This is a genomic window from Micromonospora sp. ATCC 39149 (genome assembly GCF_000158815.1).
GTDB lineage: Bacteria > Actinomycetota > Actinomycetes > Mycobacteriales > Micromonosporaceae > Micromonospora.
Window position 1 is genome coordinate 5,776,669 of record NZ_GG657738.1, and the last position, 16,764, is coordinate 5,793,432.

General features: G+C 72.6%; 18 protein-coding genes and 3 pseudogenes. 15 read left to right on the forward strand and 6 right to left on the reverse strand.

Annotated elements, in window-relative coordinates; translation table 11 throughout:
* Window positions 1–580 (forward strand): annotated as a pseudogene (locus tag MCAG_RS33930) (hypothetical protein); the annotation flags it as partial.
* A 91-nt stretch (window positions 581–671) separates the two neighbouring features.
* Here MCAG_RS33930 and MCAG_RS25345 read toward each other — a convergent pair.
* Window positions 672–1,415: a helix-turn-helix transcriptional regulator gene (locus MCAG_RS25345; protein ID WP_007075804.1), complete on the reverse strand. Its 744-nt coding sequence runs from the start codon at window positions 1,413–1,415 to the stop codon at window positions 672–674.
* A 235-nt stretch (window positions 1,416–1,650) separates the two neighbouring features.
* Here MCAG_RS25345 and MCAG_RS25350 point away from each other — a divergent pair, with 235 nt between their 5' ends.
* The 5 genes from MCAG_RS25350 to MCAG_RS25365 all read left to right on the forward strand — a co-directional run bounded on the left by MCAG_RS25350 (window position 1,651) and on the right by MCAG_RS25365 (window position 4,824).
* Window positions 1,651–1,794 carry a hypothetical protein gene (locus MCAG_RS25350; RefSeq protein ID WP_232290273.1) on the forward strand — a complete coding sequence of 48 codons (144 nt, stop codon included), beginning with the start codon at window positions 1,651–1,653 and terminating at the stop codon, window positions 1,792–1,794.
* Window positions 1,791–2,354: a helix-turn-helix domain-containing protein gene (locus MCAG_RS29870; protein WP_050778057.1), complete on the forward strand. Its 564-nt coding sequence runs from the start codon at window positions 1,791–1,793 to the stop codon at window positions 2,352–2,354. The genes MCAG_RS25350 and MCAG_RS29870 overlap by 4 nt, the downstream gene beginning before the upstream one ends.
* Complete coding sequence (locus MCAG_RS29875) at window positions 2,351–2,998, forward strand: hypothetical protein (protein ID WP_050778058.1); 648 nt, start codon at window positions 2,351–2,353, stop codon at window positions 2,996–2,998. The genes MCAG_RS29870 and MCAG_RS29875 overlap by 4 nt, the downstream gene beginning before the upstream one ends.
* Window positions 2,999–3,109: 111 nt before the next feature.
* Window positions 3,110–4,288 (forward strand): chorismate synthase, encoded by a 1,179-nt coding sequence (gene aroC / locus MCAG_RS25360; RefSeq protein WP_007075808.1) that lies wholly within the window; start codon window positions 3,110–3,112, stop codon window positions 4,286–4,288.
* Window positions 4,285–4,824 carry a shikimate kinase gene (locus tag MCAG_RS25365; protein WP_083802344.1) on the forward strand — a complete coding sequence of 180 codons (540 nt, stop codon included), beginning with the start codon at window positions 4,285–4,287 and terminating at the stop codon, window positions 4,822–4,824. Before aroC ends, MCAG_RS25365 begins: the two co-directional genes overlap by 4 nt.
* On the opposite strand, the gene MCAG_RS35225 is transcribed toward MCAG_RS25365, so the two are convergent.
* The 4 genes and pseudogenes from MCAG_RS35225 to MCAG_RS36370 all read right to left on the reverse strand — a co-directional run.
* Window positions 4,814–5,236: a cytochrome c oxidase assembly protein gene (locus MCAG_RS35225; RefSeq protein WP_007075810.1), complete on the reverse strand. Its 423-nt coding sequence runs from the start codon at window positions 5,234–5,236 to the stop codon at window positions 4,814–4,816. The two genes, MCAG_RS25365 and MCAG_RS35225, sit on opposite strands and share 11 nt — an antisense overlap.
* 73 nt (window positions 5,237–5,309) lie before the next feature.
* Window positions 5,310–5,798 (reverse strand): annotated as a pseudogene (locus MCAG_RS35230) (cytochrome c oxidase assembly protein); the annotation flags it as partial.
* Complete coding sequence (locus MCAG_RS25375) at window positions 5,696–6,217, reverse strand: DUF2243 domain-containing protein (protein ID WP_007075811.1); 522 nt, start codon at window positions 6,215–6,217, stop codon at window positions 5,696–5,698. The pseudogene MCAG_RS35230 and the gene MCAG_RS25375, both read right to left, overlap by 103 nt.
* Before the next feature lie 242 nt (window positions 6,218–6,459).
* A pseudogene (locus MCAG_RS36370) lies at window positions 6,460–6,525 on the reverse strand (hypothetical protein); the annotation flags it as partial.
* 36 nt (window positions 6,526–6,561) lie between these two features.
* Here MCAG_RS36370 and aroB point away from each other — a divergent pair.
* From aroB to nusB, 4 genes are all read left to right on the forward strand, one after another.
* Complete coding sequence (aroB, locus tag MCAG_RS25380; RefSeq protein WP_007075812.1) at window positions 6,562–7,638, forward strand: 3-dehydroquinate synthase; 1,077 nt, start codon at window positions 6,562–6,564, stop codon at window positions 7,636–7,638.
* A gap of 55 nt (window positions 7,639–7,693) precedes the next feature.
* Window positions 7,694–8,137: a type II 3-dehydroquinate dehydratase gene (gene aroQ, locus MCAG_RS25385; protein WP_007075813.1), complete on the forward strand. Its 444-nt coding sequence runs from the start codon at window positions 7,694–7,696 to the stop codon at window positions 8,135–8,137.
* A 73-nt stretch (window positions 8,138–8,210) separates the two neighbouring features.
* Entirely contained in the window at window positions 8,211–8,768 is a 558-nt protein-coding gene (gene efp / locus MCAG_RS25390; protein WP_007075814.1) for an elongation factor P, read from the forward strand.
* 23 nt (window positions 8,769–8,791) lie between these two features.
* Window positions 8,792–9,202, forward strand: a complete 411-nt coding sequence (gene nusB, locus MCAG_RS25395) for a transcription antitermination factor NusB (RefSeq protein ID WP_007075815.1) — start codon at window positions 8,792–8,794, stop codon at window positions 9,200–9,202.
* 86 nt (window positions 9,203–9,288) lie between these two features.
* On the opposite strand, the gene MCAG_RS25400 is transcribed toward nusB, so the two are convergent.
* Window positions 9,289–9,777: a transcriptional regulator gene (locus tag MCAG_RS25400; protein ID WP_007075816.1), complete on the reverse strand. Its 489-nt coding sequence runs from the start codon at window positions 9,775–9,777 to the stop codon at window positions 9,289–9,291.
* A gap of 283 nt (window positions 9,778–10,060) precedes the next feature.
* On the opposite strand from MCAG_RS25400, the gene pyrR reads away from it, so the two are divergent.
* From pyrR to carB, 5 genes are all read left to right on the forward strand, one after another.
* Complete coding sequence (gene pyrR / locus MCAG_RS25405) at window positions 10,061–10,645, forward strand: bifunctional pyr operon transcriptional regulator/uracil phosphoribosyltransferase PyrR (protein ID WP_036375212.1); 585 nt, start codon at window positions 10,061–10,063, stop codon at window positions 10,643–10,645.
* Between the two features lie 55 nt (window positions 10,646–10,700).
* Window positions 10,701–11,627, forward strand: coding sequence for an aspartate carbamoyltransferase catalytic subunit (locus MCAG_RS25410; RefSeq protein ID WP_007075818.1), 927 nt, complete (start codon window positions 10,701–10,703; stop codon window positions 11,625–11,627).
* Complete coding sequence (locus tag MCAG_RS25415) at window positions 11,624–12,955, forward strand: dihydroorotase (RefSeq protein WP_007075819.1); 1,332 nt, start codon at window positions 11,624–11,626, stop codon at window positions 12,953–12,955. The genes MCAG_RS25410 and MCAG_RS25415 overlap by 4 nt, the downstream gene beginning before the upstream one ends.
* A gap of 58 nt (window positions 12,956–13,013) precedes the next feature.
* Window positions 13,014–14,183 (forward strand): glutamine-hydrolyzing carbamoyl-phosphate synthase small subunit, encoded by a 1,170-nt coding sequence (carA, locus tag MCAG_RS25420; protein WP_036375214.1) that lies wholly within the window; start codon window positions 13,014–13,016, stop codon window positions 14,181–14,183.
* On the forward strand, window positions 14,176–16,764 hold a 2,589-nt coding region (carB, locus tag MCAG_RS25425), incomplete at its 3' end, for a carbamoyl-phosphate synthase large subunit (RefSeq protein ID WP_036375217.1). The genes carA and carB, both read left to right, overlap by 8 nt.

Genomic DNA, 16,764 nt, shown 5'->3' on the forward strand with positions numbered 1-16,764 from the left:
CCGCCGCCGGCGTCGCGGTGATGGCCTGGACGGTCGACTCGCCGCGCCCAGTAGGCAGCAGCTTGAACGGATCGGCACCGACGGGATCATCACGAACCGGCCGGCGGAACTGGCCGGGTGGAACGCCGCCGGTCAGCTCGGCGCGGCCGGGCCCACCGTGTCGATCGCCGCCCCGGCCGACGGCGTCGAGCTGGACCGGGCGCAGCGGCCGGTGCTCACCGTGCCGGCCACCGACGCCGTGACCGTCACCCTCGACGGCGCGGCGGTGCCGGTGGGCGAGCCGCTCGACCTGACCGGGCTGGCGGCCGGCGCGCACCGGCTGCGCGCGGAGGTGATCGGACCGAGGGGCACGGCCACCGCCGAGGCCACCTTCACCGTCGCGGTGACCCCGGCCGGCCTCGGGCACCTGGTGCTCACCTCCGGCGTGAAGGATTCGGCACTCACGGTGCTCACCGAACACCTGGTCAAGGGCCGGTACGCGAAGCTGGCCCGGTACGTCGACCAGCACGCCGGCCGGTTCCTGCCCGAGGCGAAGGCGCGCGTGATCGCCGCCGACGCACGCACCCTCGCCAACCGCTGACGGATCGCGGTGCGGGCCGTCGCCGGCGGCCCGCACCGCCCCCGCCCGGGACGGTGCGGACGATGTCGCCCTCGACTCAGCTCCCTACGGCTCAGTCCTGTTGGGTAGCGGGTCTGCCATCGGCCCACAACGACTCGAAGTGCTCGACATACCGGTCGAAAGCTCCCCCGTCCTGCCATCGTCGCAGGTGCAGCGTCACGGAGTCCTGCCCGAGCCCCGCCCCGATGTGCGTGGCGACTATGGCCTCCTCGTCGAAGACCCACACGGACATGGCGAGATGACGGGCAGAGAAGCGGACCGGTATCACGGTGCCGACCTTGCTTAGCTCTGCGCGCGTCATCGCGATGCGGGTCGCCAGGGTGAGCGGAGTCGCTTCGATCCTCTCCCGCTCGGCCGTGACCGGACTATCCGGATCTCCGAGCAGGAATCGCAGGTCGGCCCCGGCGCTGGCCTTGGCTTCGAGCGCGGCGGAGATGCCGGGCACCTCCAGCCAGAGGAAGTAGCTGGTGTATCCACCGAACCAGAGCCGAGAACTGGCCCGCCCGATCGCCTCACGAAAGACCGATCGCGGAAGGTCGGCGCGGCGAGGATAGATGCCGACCAGTTCGCGATCGCTTCCAACCTTCACGGCACGTCGGATCATCTCAGGCCACAGCACCCTCACATCCTCGCCCAACACCTCGGCCGCTCGCACTCTGGAACGAGGGTGAGGGACGCGCCCTCGGCTGACCCACCTTTCGACGGTCTTCACGTCCACATCGCACCTTTCGGCGAGATCAGCGAAGGAAAGACCGGCTGCCACGATCGCCGCCTTGAGTGCATCGTTTCGCGCCATGGCAACTAGGGACCTTTCGTAGACGTCCCTTCATGGTTGCACGTGGGCGGTTTCGCCGTCCGTGACACGCTGGCACCTTTCAGTGCATGTCATTCACTGCGCAACACGTGCTGTTCGCTCCGCATCGGTCACAGGTGACGCGTTCCCGGCGCTGGCCCGGGTGGCTGGAGCGGTTGACGACTCCGGTCAAGCCAGCATGCCGGCCCTCCGCCCCGCAAGAAGGCGACGGTTCCCGGTGATCTCCGGAGTCGTGTCGATCGTGTTCGGTGGCCTGCTCCCCGGCTTATTGCTCGGGCTCCTCGCCTTCCGCGTCAAGTCCCGCTGGTGCCCGCGTTGCGGCGAGTCCACGCTGGCCGTGCCGCCGGAGCAGGACAGGTGACCGGGCCCGGCCGGCGCAGCCGCAACGAACTGCCGATCGGGCGGCGGATGGCCGAGTTGCGGGCCCGTCGGGGCATGAGCCAGCAGGTCTTCGCCGACCGGATCGGCAAGTCCAAGAGCTGGGTCGACAAGGTCGAACGAGGCGTACGCACCCTCGATCGGCTCTCCGTCATCGAAACCGTGGCCGGGGCTCTCGGTGTCGCCCCGAACGTCCTGAACACCGACAAGACCCGACGAGAACCCGGCACCGACATCGGTGCCGCCGTGGAACGTATCCGGGCGGCGCTGGCCCGCCACGACCCTCCGGAGGCCGACAGCCCCACGGTGCGGCAACTCGACGACCAGGCCGGATACGCCTGGGCCGCCTACCGCAACGGGCACCACCCGCAGGTCCTACGGATCCTGCCCGACCTGCTCGCCGGCACCCGGCACACCTGCCACCCCCGCGCAGGGGACGCGTGGGCCGCCGACCTGCCCGTCCGCGGCCCCTACTCACCGCCCAGACGCTGGTCAAACTCGGCGAACCCCTTCTTGCCTGGCTGGCCGCCGACCGCGCCATGATCGCCGCCGCCGGTGACCCACACCGCACTGGCCTCGCCGCCGTCTCCCTCGCCCAGGCCCTGCGCGCCCTGCGCCGAGGACGCCTCGCCAAGGCTGCCGCGCTCGGTGCCGTACATCAGCTCGACCTGACGCCGTCGCGCGCCTTGCTGCCCGACGAACCTGGACTGGCCGGGACCCTGCTTATCGAAGCCGCCCTCGCCGCCGCCACCCACGGCGACGCCGTCACCGCCCACGATCTCGCCGAACGCGCCGCCCGTCTCGCCGCCGCCCACGACAACCCGCACCACGACGGCACCGCCTTCGGCCCCACCGTCGTCACGCTCGCCCGCGCCCTGGTCGCCACCCACCTCGGCGACCACCACCAGGCCGTCACCGTCCACCGATACGCCACCGGCGACGGCGGCTGGCACCGGCTCCCCGCCGAGCACCGCGCCGCCCACCTCATCGACATCACCCGCGCCTATCTCGACCTGGGCGACCCGGGAGCTGCCGGCCGCGCCCTGGTCACCGCCGACCACATCGCGCGCGCCGAAACCCGCACCCGCCCCGCCGCCAGAGCCGCCCTCACCGCCATCCTCCGCACCGGCCCCACCTCCGCCGACGTCAGCCGCCTCGCCGCCGTCCTCGGACTGGCCGGGCAATAGCCGAAGGCAGAGATCATGGCGAGGTCGGTGCCGACCACGCGGCGCGTCCGTAGGGCGGGACACGGTGGGCGGCGCGGTGGGACGTGACCCGGGCGTGACAGACTTGCCCACGTGTTGCGCTGGCTGACTGCAGGTGAATCGCACGGTCCCGCCCTCGTCGCGATGCTGGAGGGCGTGCCCGCCGGGATCGAGGTGACCACCGGCGAGATCGCCGGTGAGCTGGCCCGCCGCCGGCTCGGCTACGGCCGGGGCGCCCGGATGGCCTTCGAGCAGGACGTCGTCGAGATCATCGGCGGGCTCCGGCACGGCGTCACCCTGGGTAGCCCCGTCGCCATCCGCGTCGGCAACTCCGAGTGGCCCAAGTGGCAGACGGTGATGGCCGCCGACCCGGTCGACCCCGACGAGTTGGCCCGGCAGGCCCGCAACGCGCCGCTGACCCGCCCGCGTCCGGGCCACGCCGACCTCGCCGGCATGCAGAAGTACGGTCACACCGACGCCCGGCCGATCCTGGAGCGGGCCAGCGCGCGGGAGACCGCCGCCCGGGTCGCCGTCGGCACAGTGGCGAAGGCCCTGGTGAAGCAGGCCCTCGGCATCGAGATCGTCTCGCACGTCGTGGAGCTGGGCCCGGTCGCCGCGAAGCCGGGGCTGCGCCCGACGCCCGAGGACGCCGAGCGCATCGACGCCGACCCACTGCGCTGCCTCGACTCCGACGCGAGCGCCCGGATGGTCGCCGAGGTCGACGCCGCGAAGAAGGCCGCCGACACGCTCGGCGGCGTGGTCGAGGTGCTGGCGTACGGGGTGCCGCCGGGCCTGGGCAGCCACGTGCAGTGGGACCGCAAGCTCGACGCCCGGCTCGCCACCGCGCTGATGTCGATCCAGGCGATCAAGGGCGTGGAGATCGGCGACGGCTGGTCGCAGGCTCGCTCCCGTGGCTCCGAGGCGCACGACGAGATCGTGCCGACCGCGACCGGGGTGCGCCGGGTGACCGACCGGGCCGGCGGCCTGGAGGGCGGCATCACCACCGGGGAGCCGCTGCGGGTGAAGGCGGCGATGAAGCCGATCTCGTCGCTGAACCGGGCCCTGGCCACGGTGGACGTGACCACGGGGGAGCCGGCGACCGCGATCAACCAGCGTTCCGACGTCTGCGCCGTGCCGGCCGCCGCCGTGGTCGCCGAGGCGATGGTGGCCCTGGTGCTCGCCGAGGCGGCCGTCGAGAAGTTCGGCGGCGACTCGGTGACCGAGATGCGCCGCAACCTGGCCGGGTACCTCGACTCCCTGGTGATCCGGTGAACCCCACGCTCCCTGGTGATCCGGTCGGTCGGACGCGGCCGGTGGTCGTCCTCGTCGGGTCGCCCGGTTCGGGGAAGACCACCGTCGGGGAGATGCTCGCCGCGCTGCTCGGCGTGGAGTTCCGCGACACCGACGCCGACATCGAGCGGATGGCCGGCAAGCCGATCCCGGAGATCTTCGTCGACGAGGGCGAGGCCCACTTCCGCGCCCTGGAGCGGGCCGCCACCGCAGCGGCGCTGACCTCGTGCGTCGGGGTGCTCGCCCTCGGCGGCGGCGCGGTGCTCGCCGAGGAGAACCGGGCCGCCCTGGTTGGGCACACCGTGGTGCACCTGAGCGTCGAGCTGTCCGACGCGGTGAAGCGGGTGGGGCTGGGCGTGGGCCGGCCGCTGCTGGCGATCAACCCGAGGGCGACGCTGAAGCACCTGATGGACCAGCGCCGCCCGCTCTACGCCGAGGTGGCGACCGCGACGGTGGTCACCGACGGGCGTACGCCGCAGGAGATCGCCGCCGAGGTCGCGGCCCTGCTCAAGCCCTGAGGACGTCGCCCCGCTCCGCCGCCGCCCTGCCGCCGCCCCGCCCCGTTTCGCCGCCCGCTGGCGTCGCGCCGCCTGCGGTGTTCGCAGGGGGCCCTTCCTCTGCCGAATGCGTTAACAAGGGGCCCCTCCTTACCGTCGGGCGCCAGGTGCCGAGGAGGGCCAGCGCCAGGGCGATCTCGGCGAGGTCGCCGCCGTAGTACATGACCATCGCCCCGGCGCGCAGTTGGTCCGGCGGGACCGGTACGTCCACGGCGAGGCCCGCGTACAGCAGTTGGGCGAGGGCGGCGTGGGCGGCCACGGCGACCCCGAGCACCACGAGTCGCGCCGGCACCCGGGGACGGTGCGGGCCGGGGTCGGGGCCGGCGACCGACCAGGTGAAGAGCAGCCCGGAGAGCAGGAAGTGCAGGTGCACCAGGTGGTGCAGGGGCCGGGTGCGTCAGCGTCGCCCTGCACAGCGGCGTCAGGTACAGCACGTACAACCCGCCGGTGGTGAGCGCGAGGCCGGTCACCGGGTGGGCGAGCTGGGCGAGGGCGGGGCGGCGCACCAGCCGTACCAGGGCCCGCCCGCGCCGCCGGTGCAGGGTCCGCAGCGCCAGGGTGACCGGCGCGCCGAGCACCAGCCCGAGCGGGGCGAGCATGCCGACCAGCAGGTGCTGCCACGCGTGCGCGGCGAAGCCGCCGGCCGGCAGGGCCAGCCCTGCGGCGAGCAGGGCCGCGCCCGCGCCGAAGGCCGCCGTGCGCCGGTGCGGCCAGCCGCCGCCGCCCGGTCCCCGCTGGCGCAGCGCGGCGGCGAGATAGACCCAGAACAGCACCAGGGGTACGAGCAGCGCCGGCCCCGGTGTGTACCCGTCGTGGCCGGCGTGGGTCCCTGTCACGGGCGGTCGGCGCAGACGTCCACGGCCGTGCCGCGGCGCTGCACCAGCCAGCCGGCGGCGACCAGCGCCGCCCCGAGCGCCAGGAACCCGAGGTCCCACCAGGTCCGGTACGCGCCCTCACGCACGTGGTGGATGCCGAGCAGGTGGTGGTCGACGATCCCCTCGACGAGGTTGAACAGCCCCCAGCCGACCAGCGCCCAGCCCCACAGCACCGGGGAGCGCCACAGCCGACCGCGCGACCGGGTGACCCGGGAGTAGAGCAAAGCCAGGCCGGTCAGCACCGCCACCCAGGTCACCACGTGGAAGACCCCGTCCCACAGGGTGTTCATCTCCAGGCCGGGCACGGTGTCCACCGGGTACGCCCGTACCCCGATGTTGTCGCTGCCGGTGCCGCTGAGCAGGTGGTGCCACTGGAGCACCTGGTGCAGCACGATGCCGTCGGCGAAGCCGCCGAGGCCGACGCCGAGGATCGTGGCGGGCAGCCGGATGTCGGCGCCGTCGGTGGTGGGTGTGCTCATCGCGGGGTACCTCCGCCTCGTCGGCCGGTCCGGGCCGGAGACGCCGCCAGGGCTGGAAGCGGCGCCCGTGCTGAAAACGCCGTCCGTGTCCGGAACGTCGCCCGTGCTGGAAACGCTGCCCCCGCTCTGCCCGGCTAAACGGCCGCCGACCGCCGCCGGTGACGTGCGGGCCGTGCCGCGCCGTGCCGCGCCGCGCCGCACGTCGGAGTCACGCCGGCCGCAGTGTTAGGAAGGGGCCCTTCCTATACAGAAAGCGTTAACAAGGGGCCCTTCCTTGCACCAGGCCCGCCACGGAGTGGACAGGTACCGCAGCGGGGGTTGCGGCTGGACTAGGCTCCCGGGCAATGGACGAGGTGACCCGGATTCCGGTCGGCGGCGAACGGCCGTACGACGTGCTGGTGGGACGCGACCTGCTCGACGCTCTCCCGACGATGCTGCCTGGCGCGACCCGGGTGGCGGTGCTGCACGCGCCGCCGCTGAAGGGGCTGGCCGACGCGATCGGCGCGCGCCTGGCGGCGGCCGGCGCGACCCCGCTGGCCGTGGAGGTGCCGGACGCCGAGGCGGGCAAGGCCATCGAGGTGGCCGCGGCCTGCTGGGACCGGCTGGGTGAGGCGGGCTTCACCCGCACCGACGCGGTGGTCGGGGTGGGCGGCGGCGCGGTCACCGACCTGGCCGGTTTCGTCGCGGCCTGTTGGCTGCGCGGGGTGCGCTGGGTGCCGGTGGCGACGTCGCTGCTCGGCATGGTCGACGCGGCGGTGGGCGGCAAGACGGGCATCAACACGGCGGCCGGCAAGAACCTGGTCGGCGGTTTCCACCCGCCGGTCGGGGTGCTGTGCGACCTCGCGGTGCTCGACAGCCTCCCGCGGGCCGACCTGGCGGCGGGGCTGGCCGAGGTGGTCAAGTGCGGGTTCATCGCCGACCCGGTGATCCTCGACCTGGTGGAGCGGGACCGGGCGGCGGCGACGGATCCGACGTCGCCGGTGGTCCGGGAGCTGATCGAGCGGGCGATCCGGGTGAAGGCCGACGTGGTCTCCGGCGACCTGCGCGAGTCCGGGGTGCGCGAGGTGCTCAACTACGGCCACACCCTGGCCCACGCGATCGAGAAGGTGGAGGGGTACCGGTGGCGGCACGGGCACGCCGTCTCCGTCGGGCTGGTCTACGCGGGGGAGCTGGCCCGGCTGGCGGGGCGGCTGGACCCGGAGACCACCGCGCGGCACCGCACGGTGCTGACGGCGCTCGGGCTGCCGACGCGGTACCGGGCCGACGCGTGGCCGCAGTTGCTGGCCGCGATGCGGGTGGACAAGAAGAGCCGCGGCTCGCGGCTGCGGTTCGTGGTGCTCGACGCTCTGGCCCGTCCGGCGATCCTGGAGGGCCCGGACGACGAGCTGCTGCACGCCGCCTACCGGGAGGTTTCGCAGTGAGCGCGAGGAGCGCGGCGCAGCGGAGCCCCGCAGTCGCGAACGAAAGAGGAAACGCGTGAGGGTGTACGTGCTGAACGGGCCGAACCTGGGCCGGCTGGGCACCCGCCAGGTCGACGTGTACGGGGCGATTAGCTACGCCGACCTGGTGGGGCTCTGCGAGGCGACCGGCCGGGAGCTGGGGCTGGACGTGACGGTCCGGCAGACCGACGCCGAGCACGAGCTGGTCGGCTGGCTGCACGACGCGGCCGACGAGCAGGCGGCGGTGGTGCTCAATCCGGCCGCCTGGTCGCACTACTCGATCGCGGTCCGGGACGCCTGCGCCCTGCTGCGCGGCCCTCTGGTGGAGGTGCACATCTCCAACATCCACGCCCGGGAGGAGTTCCGGGCGCACTCGGTGATCTCCGCGGTGGCGACCGGGGTGATCTGCGGGCTGGGCGTGGACGGCTACCGTCTCGCCCTGCATCACCTGGCGGCCCGCGCGGGCGCGGCTGACGGCTGACGGCGGGAACGGCCGGCGGCGGCAGCTAGTAGACTTGCCAGGTCTGTCCGCCAATTGATGATCAAGGCAGGAAATGGCCACCACCAACGACCTGAAGAACGGCCTGGTACTCAACCTCGACGGGGAGCTCTGGGCCGTCGTGGAGTTCCAGCACGTCAAGCCCGGTAAGGGTGGCGCCTTCGTGCGTACCACGCTGAAGAACGTGCTGTCCGGCAAGGTGGTCGACAAGACCTTCAACGCGGGCACCAAGGTCGAGACCGCGACCGTGGACAAGCGCACGATGCAGTACCTCTACGCCGACGGCGAGGACTACGTCTTCATGGATCTGGAGACGTTCGACCAGATCACCGTCCCCGGGGGCACCGTCGGCGAGGCCGCCAACTACCTCCTGCCGGAGGCCGAGGCGACCGTCGCCACCCACGAGGGCGTGCCGCTCTACATCGAGCTGCCGACCTCCGTGGTGCTGGAGATCACGTACACCGAGCCGGGTCTGCAGGGCGACCGGTCCACCGGCGGGAACAAGCCGGCGACGGTCGAGACCGGCGCGACCGTGCAGGTGCCGCTCTTCATCACCACCGGCGAGAAGATCAAGGTCGACACCCGCGACGGCCGTTACCTCGGCCGCGCCTGATGGCCGAGGGGTCCAAGCAGCAGATGCCGGCGCGCCGTAAGGCGCGCAAGCGGGCGCTGGACGTGCTCTTCGAGGCCGACCTGCGCGACCGGCCGCCGGTGGAGGTGCTCGCCGGCTACGTCGAGCGGATCGAGAAGCCTCACCCGGAGCACCTGGGGTACGCGGTCGGCCTCGTCGAGGGAGTGGCCGCGCACCTGGGCCGGATCGACGAGCTGATCGCCAGCTACGCCGAGGGTTGGACGCTGGACCGGATGCCGGCGGTGGACCGCAACCTGGCCCGCATCGCCGTGTACGAGCTGCTCTACGTCGACGAGCTCGACGACGCGGTGGCGATCAGCGAGGCCGTCGAGCTGGCCCGGCAGATGTCGACCGACGACTCGCCGCGCTTCCTCAACGGGGTGCTCGGCCGGATCGCCGAGTACGCCACCCGCTGACCGGCGTCGTCGACAAGGTCCCGGCCGGGGCGGCGGTGTCGAAAAGGGCCCGTGCCGTTGGCACGGGCCCTTTCGGCGTGACCGGGTCAGGACGCGAAGAATGCCCGCGGGTCGGCGACGAGCACGCCGTGCTCGGTGAGCCGCTCGATCAGCCCGGACGGCGAGGCGTCGTAGACGATCGCCAGGGCGCGCAGGTCGTCGGCGCGGATGGAGAGCACCCGACCGTTGTAGTCGCCCCGCTGCTGCTGGATGGCGCGGGCGTACCGGGCCACGTAGGCCAGGTCCTCGGAGGCGTCGTCGTAGAGCCGCTCCAGGTCCAGGACGATCTTGCTGGTGGGCTCGTGTCGCACCCCGCTGCCGTCGGGCAGCAGCTCGGAGACGGGCACCCGGTAGAAGTCGGCCAGCTCGGCCAGGCGGGACACCGTGACGGCGCGGTCACCGCGCTCGTACGAGCCGACCACCACGGCCTTCCACCGCCCGTTCGACTTCTCCTCCACTCCCTGCAGGGACAGGCCCTGCTGCTGGCGGATGGAGCGCAGGCGGGCGCCCAGCGACTTGGCGTATTCAGAGGGCATTCGGACACTCCCAGTGCTGCTCGGGGTTCTCCCCGCGATCGCTACGGAGCGTGACGGTACGGGGATTGCGACAACTGGTCAAGTGGTCGTGACCCTACCGTTGGGCTGCGCAGGGGGACTTATCCCGATTCGCCAGCCTGATCCTGGGGTCAGTGCCGACGTCGGGCGGCCCGTGACCGCTGGTAACGTGGCCCGCAGCCCCCGTTCGGGCCGCTCGCGGCCCGCCGGAGGAGTCAGACGTCCTTTAACGACCCGTCCGGTGAGGCGGGGAAGGAGGTCCGCCGTGGCCTACCCACCGGCTGCCCACGCGTCGCCGCCGCGACAACCCTCGGTGAAGGTGATCCTCACCGCAGCGGACGTCTCGCGCGTGGTGGACCGCATCGCCCATCAGATCCTCGAAAAGACCCAGGGAGCCGCCGACACGGTGCTGCTCGGGATTCCCACCCGTGGGGTTCCGCTCGCCCGGCGGCTCGCCGCCCGGATCAGCACCTTCGAGGACATCGCAGTCGGAGTCGGTGTGCTCGACATCACCCTCTACCGCGACGACCTGCGCCGACACGCCACCCGCGCGGTCGGCCCGACCCAGCTACCGCTGGGCGGGATCGACGGCAAGCGGGTCGTCCTCGTCGACGACGTCCTCTTCTCCGGCCGTACGGTCCGGGCCGCCCTCGACGCGCTCGGCGACGTGGGTCGCCCCGCCTCGGTGCAGCTCGCCGTGCTGGTCGACCGGGGCCACCGACAGCTACCGATCCGCGCCGACTACGTCGGCAAGAACATCCCGACCGCCCTCGCCGAGAACGTCAAGGTCACCCTCGCCGAGACCGACGGTGCCGACGAGGTCAAGCTGTACGGGGAGGCCGGCCGGTGAGCGCGAGGAGCACAGCGAAGCGGAGCCCCGTAGTCGCGAACGAGAGGCAGGCCCAGTGATCCGGCACCTGCTCTCCGGCGCCGACCTGGACGCCGCCGCCGCCACCCAGATCCTGGACACCGCCGCCGAGATGGCCACGGTCGCCGGCCGGGAGGTGAAGAAGCTGCCCGCGCTGCGCGGCCGGACCGTGGTGAACCTCTTCTACGAGGACTCCACTCGGACCCGGATCTCGTTCGAGGCGGCGGCGAAGCGGCTGAGCGCCGATGTGATCAACTTCTCGGCCAAGGGTTCCAGCGTGACCAAGGGCGAGAGCCTCAAGGACACCGCGCTCACCCTCCAGGCGATGGGGGCCGACGCGGTCGTCGTCCGGCACCCCGCCTCGGGCGCCCCGCACCGGCTGGCCAACTGGGTCGACGGGTCGGTGGTCAACGCCGGCGACGGCACCCACGAGCACCCCACCCAGGCGCTGCTGGACGCGTACACGATGCGGGCCCGGCTGGGTCGGCTCGCCGGCCTGCACGTCGCGGTCGTCGGGGACGTGCTGCACTCCCGGGTCGCCCGCTCCAACGTGCTGCTGCTGTCCACCCTCGGGGCGAAGGTCACCCTGGTCGGGCCGCCCACGCTGATCCCGGTCGACATCGCGCAGGCCCTCGCGTCCGGCATCGACGTCTCCTACGACCTCGACGCCGTGCTGCCGAACGTGGACGTGGTGATGATGTTGCGGGTGCAGCGGGAGCGGATGACCGACTCCTACTTCCCCTCGGCCCGCGAGTACGCCCGTCGCTACGGGCTCGACGCGCCTCGGATGCGCCGGCTGCCGGAGCACGCGATCGTCATGCACCCCGGGCCGATGAACCGGGGCATGGAGATCACGCCCGAGGTCGCCGACTCGCCCCGCTCCACCATCGTCGAACAGGTCGCCAACGGGGTCTCCGTGCGGATGGCCGTCCTCTACCTGCTGCTCGGGGGGAACAACCTGTGACCGCGTACCTGATCACCAACGTGAGCGTCGTCGGCGCCGCGCCGACCGACCTGCTGATCCGCGACGGCGTCGTCGCGCAGGTCGGGTCCGGCCTGACCGCGTCGGACGCAGGCGTCGTCGACGGCACCGGGCTGGTCGCCCTGCCCGGGCTGGTCGACCTGCACACCCACCTGCGCGAGCCGGGCCGGGAGGACGCCGAGACCGTGGAGTCCGGCTCCCGGGCGGCGGCGCTCGGCGGGTACACGGCGGTCTGCGCGATGGCGAACACCTCGCCGGTCGCCGACACCGCCGGCGTGGTCGAGCAGGTCTGGCGCCTCGGCCGGGAGGCCGGGCTGGTCGACGTGCAGCCGATCGGCGCGGTCACCGTCGGCCTGGCCGGGGAGCGCCTGGCCGAGCTGGGCGCGATGGCCGACTCGGCGGCCAGGGTGCGGATCTTCTCCGACGACGGGCACTGCGTCGCCGACCCGAAGCTGATGCGCCGGGCCCTGGAATACGTCAAGGCGTTCGACGGGATCATCGCCCAGCACGCCGAGGAGCCCCGGCTCACCGAGGGCGCGCAGATGCACGAGGGTGAGGTCTCCACCCGGCTCGGGCTGACCGGCTGGCCGGCGGTCGCCGAGGAGGCGATCATCGCCCGGGACGTGCTGCTCGCCGAGCACGTCGGCAGCCGGCTGCACGTCTGCCACGTCTCCACCGCCGGCAGCGTCGAGGTGCTGCGCCAGGCCAAGGCCCGCGGCGTACGGGTCACCGCCGAGGTCACCCCGCACCACCTGCTGCTCACCGACGAGGTCGTGAGCGGGAGGAGTGAGCTTGCGAGCCCCGCACTGGCGAACAACTGGAGCCCGGCCGGCCCGTACGACCCGGTGTTCAAGGTCAACCCGCCGCTGCGTACGGCCACCGACATCGCCGCGCTGCGCGCCGCGCTGGCCGAGGGCGTGATCGACGTCATCGCCACCGACCACGCCCCGCACGCCGTGGAGGACAAGGAGTGCGAGTGGGCGTACGCCCGGCCGGGCATGCTCGGCCTGGAGACGGCGCTGTCGATCGCCCTGGACGTGCTCGGCCCGCAGTGGAATCTGATCGCCGAGCGGATGTCCCGCACCCCGGCCCGGATCGCCGGGCTCGACGGCCACGGCCTCGACCCGGCCCCGGGCGTGCCGGCCAACCTGACCCTGGTAGACCCGGCGGTCCGTCGGGTCATCGAGCCCGCGGAGCTGGCCAGCCGCAGTCGCAACACCCCGTACGCCCGCATGACGCTGCCGGGTCGCATCGTGGCGACCTTCCTGCGCGGCGAGCCGACGGTCCTGGACGGAAAGGCTGTCAAGTGATCCGAGCGAGGAATGCAGCGCAGCGGAGTCCCGCTGTCCGGGTCGAAGGGAGCACAGCGTGAGCAGGGGTAGATCGGCGATCCTGGTCCTGGAGGACGGGCGCACGTTCCACGGCGAGGCGTACGGCAGCGTCGGCGAGACCTTCGGCGAGGCGGTCTTCAACACCGGCATGACCGGCTACCAGGAGACCCTGACCGACCCGTCGTACCACCGGCAGGTGGTGGTGCAGACCGCCCCGCACATCGGCAACACCGGCGTCAACGCCGACGACGACGAGTCCGCCCGGATCTGGGTCGCCGGCTACGTGGTGCGCGACCCGGCCCGGACCGCCTCGAACTGGCGGTCCACCGGCGAGCTGGCCGACCGGCTCGCCGCCGAGGGCGTGGTCGGCATCAGCGGCGTCGACACCCGGGCGCTGACCCGGCACCTGCGCGAGCGCGGCGCGATGCGGGTCGGCATCTCCAGCGTCGACGACGACCCGCGCGCCCTGCTGGCCCGGGTCCGCCAGTCGCCGCAGATGGTCGGCGCGGACCTCTCCGCCGAGGTGACCACCGCGCAGCCGTACGTCGTCGCGGCCGAGGGCACGCACCGGTTCACGGTGGCCGCCCTGGACCTGGGCATCAAGCGCAACGTGCCGCGCCGGCTCGCCGCGCGCGGCGTCACCACCCACGTGCTGCCCGCCGGGTCGAGCGTCGACGACCTGCTCGCCACCGGCGCGGACGCGGTGTTCCTCTCGCCCGGCCCGGGCGACCCGGCCACCGCCGACGGCCCGGTGGCGCTGGCCCGGGAGGTGCTCGGCCGGCGGATCCCGCTGTTCGGCATCTGCTTCGGCAGTCAGATCCTCGGCCGGGCGCTGGGCTTCGGCACCTACAAGCTCGGCTACGGCCACCGGGGGATCAACCAGCCGGTACTCGACCGGGCGACCGGAAAGGTCGAGGTGACCAGCCACAACCATGGCTTCGCGGTCGCCTGGCCGGGCCGCGAACCGGAGCGCGGCGCGGTCGTGCCCGACCAGGTGATCGACACCGAGTTCGGCGGCGTCCAGGTGTCACACGTCTGCCTCAATGACAACGTGGTCGAGGGGCTGCGGGCGATCGACGTGCCCGCCTTCACCGTCCAGTACCACCCGGAGGCGGCGGCCGGCCCGCACGACGCGGACTACCTGTTCGACCGCTTCGCCGAGCTCATCGAGGGCCGGACCCACAGCGAGGGGCGCGCAAATGCCTAAGCGGACCGATCTCAAGCACATCATGGTGATCGGCTCCGGGCCGATCGTCATCGGGCAGGCCTGCGAGTTCGACTACTCCGGCACCCAGGCGTGCCGGGTGCTGCGCAGCGAGGGGATCCGGGTCAGCCTGGTCAACTCCAACCCGGCGACGATCATGACCGACCCGGAGTTCGCCGACGCCACGTACGTCGAGCCGATCACCCCGGAGTTCGTCGAGCTGGTCATCGCCAAGGAGCGTCCCGACGCCCTGCTGCCCACCCTCGGCGGGCAGACCGCGCTGAACACGGCGGTCGCCCTGCACGCCGCAGGTGTGCTGGACAAGTACGGCGTCGAGCTGATCGGCGCGAACATCGACGCCATCAACCGGGGCGAGGACCGGCAGCTGTTCAAGGACATCGTCGCCAAGGCGGGCGTTCGTCTCGGCATCGCCGACCCGGCCGCCCTGGTGCCCCGCTCGCGGGTCTGCCACTCGATGGCCGAGGTCGAGGCCACGGTCGCCGAGCTGGGCCTGCCGGTGGTGATCCGGCCGTCGTTCACGATGGGCGGCCTCGGCTCCGGCATGGCGCACAGCGACGCCGACCTCCGGCGCATCGCCGGGGCGGGTTTGGCCGCCAGCCCGGTGCACGAGGTGCTCATCGAGGAGAGCGTGCTCGGCTGGAAGGAGTACGAGCTCGAACTGATGCGCGACCGCCACGACAACGTGGTGGTGGTCTGCTCGATCGAGAACGTCGACCCGATGGGCGTGCACACCGGCGACAGCGTGACGGTGGCCCCGGCGATGACGCTGACCGACCGGGAGTACCAGAACCTGCGCGACCTCGGCATCGCGGTGCTGCGTGAGGTCGGGGTGGACACCGGCGGCTGCAACATCCAGTTCGCGGTGAACCCGGCCGACGGCCGGATCGTCGTGATCGAGATGAACCCCCGGGTGTCGCGGTCCTCGGCGCTGGCGTCGAAGGCGACCGGCTTCCCGATCGCGAAGATCGCCGCGAAGCTGGCCATCGGCTACACCCTGGACGAGATCCCCAACGACATCACGCGCAAGACCCCGGCGGCGTTCGAGCCGACCCTGGACTACGTGGTGGTGAAGATCCCCCGGTTCGCGTTCGAGAAGTTCCCCGGCGCGGACGCGGAGCTGACCACCACCATGAAGTCGGTCGGCGAGGCGATGAGCCTCGGGCGCAACTTCACCGAGGCGCTGAACAAGGCGATGCGCTCGATGGAAACGAAGTCGGCGGGCTTCTGGACCATCCCGGACCCGGCGGACGCCACCAGGGAGAACACCCTGGCCGCGCTGCGCACGCCGCACGACGGCCGGCTCTACACGGTCGAGCGGGCGCTGCGGCTCGGCGCGTCGATCGCGGAGGTCTCCGCCGCGTCCGGCGGGATGGACCCGTGGTTCCTGGACCAGATCGCCGCCCTGGTGGAGCTGCGCGCGGAGATCGTCGACGCCCCGGTGCTCGACGCGCACCTGCTGCGCCGCGCCAAGCGGGCCGGTCTGTCCGACCGGCAGCTCGCCGCGCTGCGCCCCGAGCTGGCCGCCGAGGACGGGGTACGCACCCTACGGCACCGGCTCGGCGTCCGCCCGGTGTACAAGACGGTGGACACCTGCGCCGCCGAGTTCGAGGCGACCACGCCGTACCACTACTCGACGTACGACTCGGAGACCGAGGTCGCGCCCTCGGCCCGGCCCAAGGTGATCATCCTGGGCTCGGGGCCGAACCGGATCGGCCAGGGCATCGAGTTCGACTACTCGTGCGTGCACGCCGTTCAGGCGCTGCGCAGCGCGCCCCTCGGCCCGGCCGCCGTGTCCGGTCCCGGCGGCGACGGCGTCGGCTACGAGACCGTCATGGTCAACTGCAACCCGGAAACCGTCTCGACCGACTACGACACCGCCGACCGGCTCTACTTCGAGCCGCTGACCTTCGAGGACGTCCTGGAGGTCTGGCACGCCGAGGACTCGTCCGGCAAGGCGGCCGGCGGGCCGGGCGTGGTCGGGGTGGTCGTGCAGCTCGGCGGGCAGACCCCGCTGGGCCTGGCGCAGCGGCTGAAGAACGCCGGCGTGCCGATCGTGGGCACCTCCCCGGAGTCGATCCACCTGGCCGAGGAGCGCGGCGCGTTCGGCGCGGTGCTGGCCCGGGCCGGGCTGCGCGCCCCGGCGCACGGCATGGCCACCTCGTACGAGGAGGCCAAGGCGATCGCCGCCGAGATCGGCTACCCGGTGCTGGTCCGCCCCTCGTACGTGCTCGGCGGGCGGGGCATGGAGATCGTCTACGACGACCCGACGCTGCGCGACTACATCGGCCGGGCCACCGACATCTCCCCGGACCATCCGGTGCTGGTGGACCGGTTCCTCGACGACGCCATCGAGATCGACGTGGACGCCCTCTGCGACGCCGACGGCGAGGTGTACCTCGGCGGGGTGATGGAGCACATCGAGGAGGCCGGCATCCACTCCGGCGACTCGTCCTGCGTGCTGCCGCCGATGACCCTGGCCGGCTCGCACCTGGCGCAGGTGCGCCGCTACACCGAGGCCATCGCCAGGGGGGTGGGGGTGCGCGGCCTGCTCAACGTCCAGTAC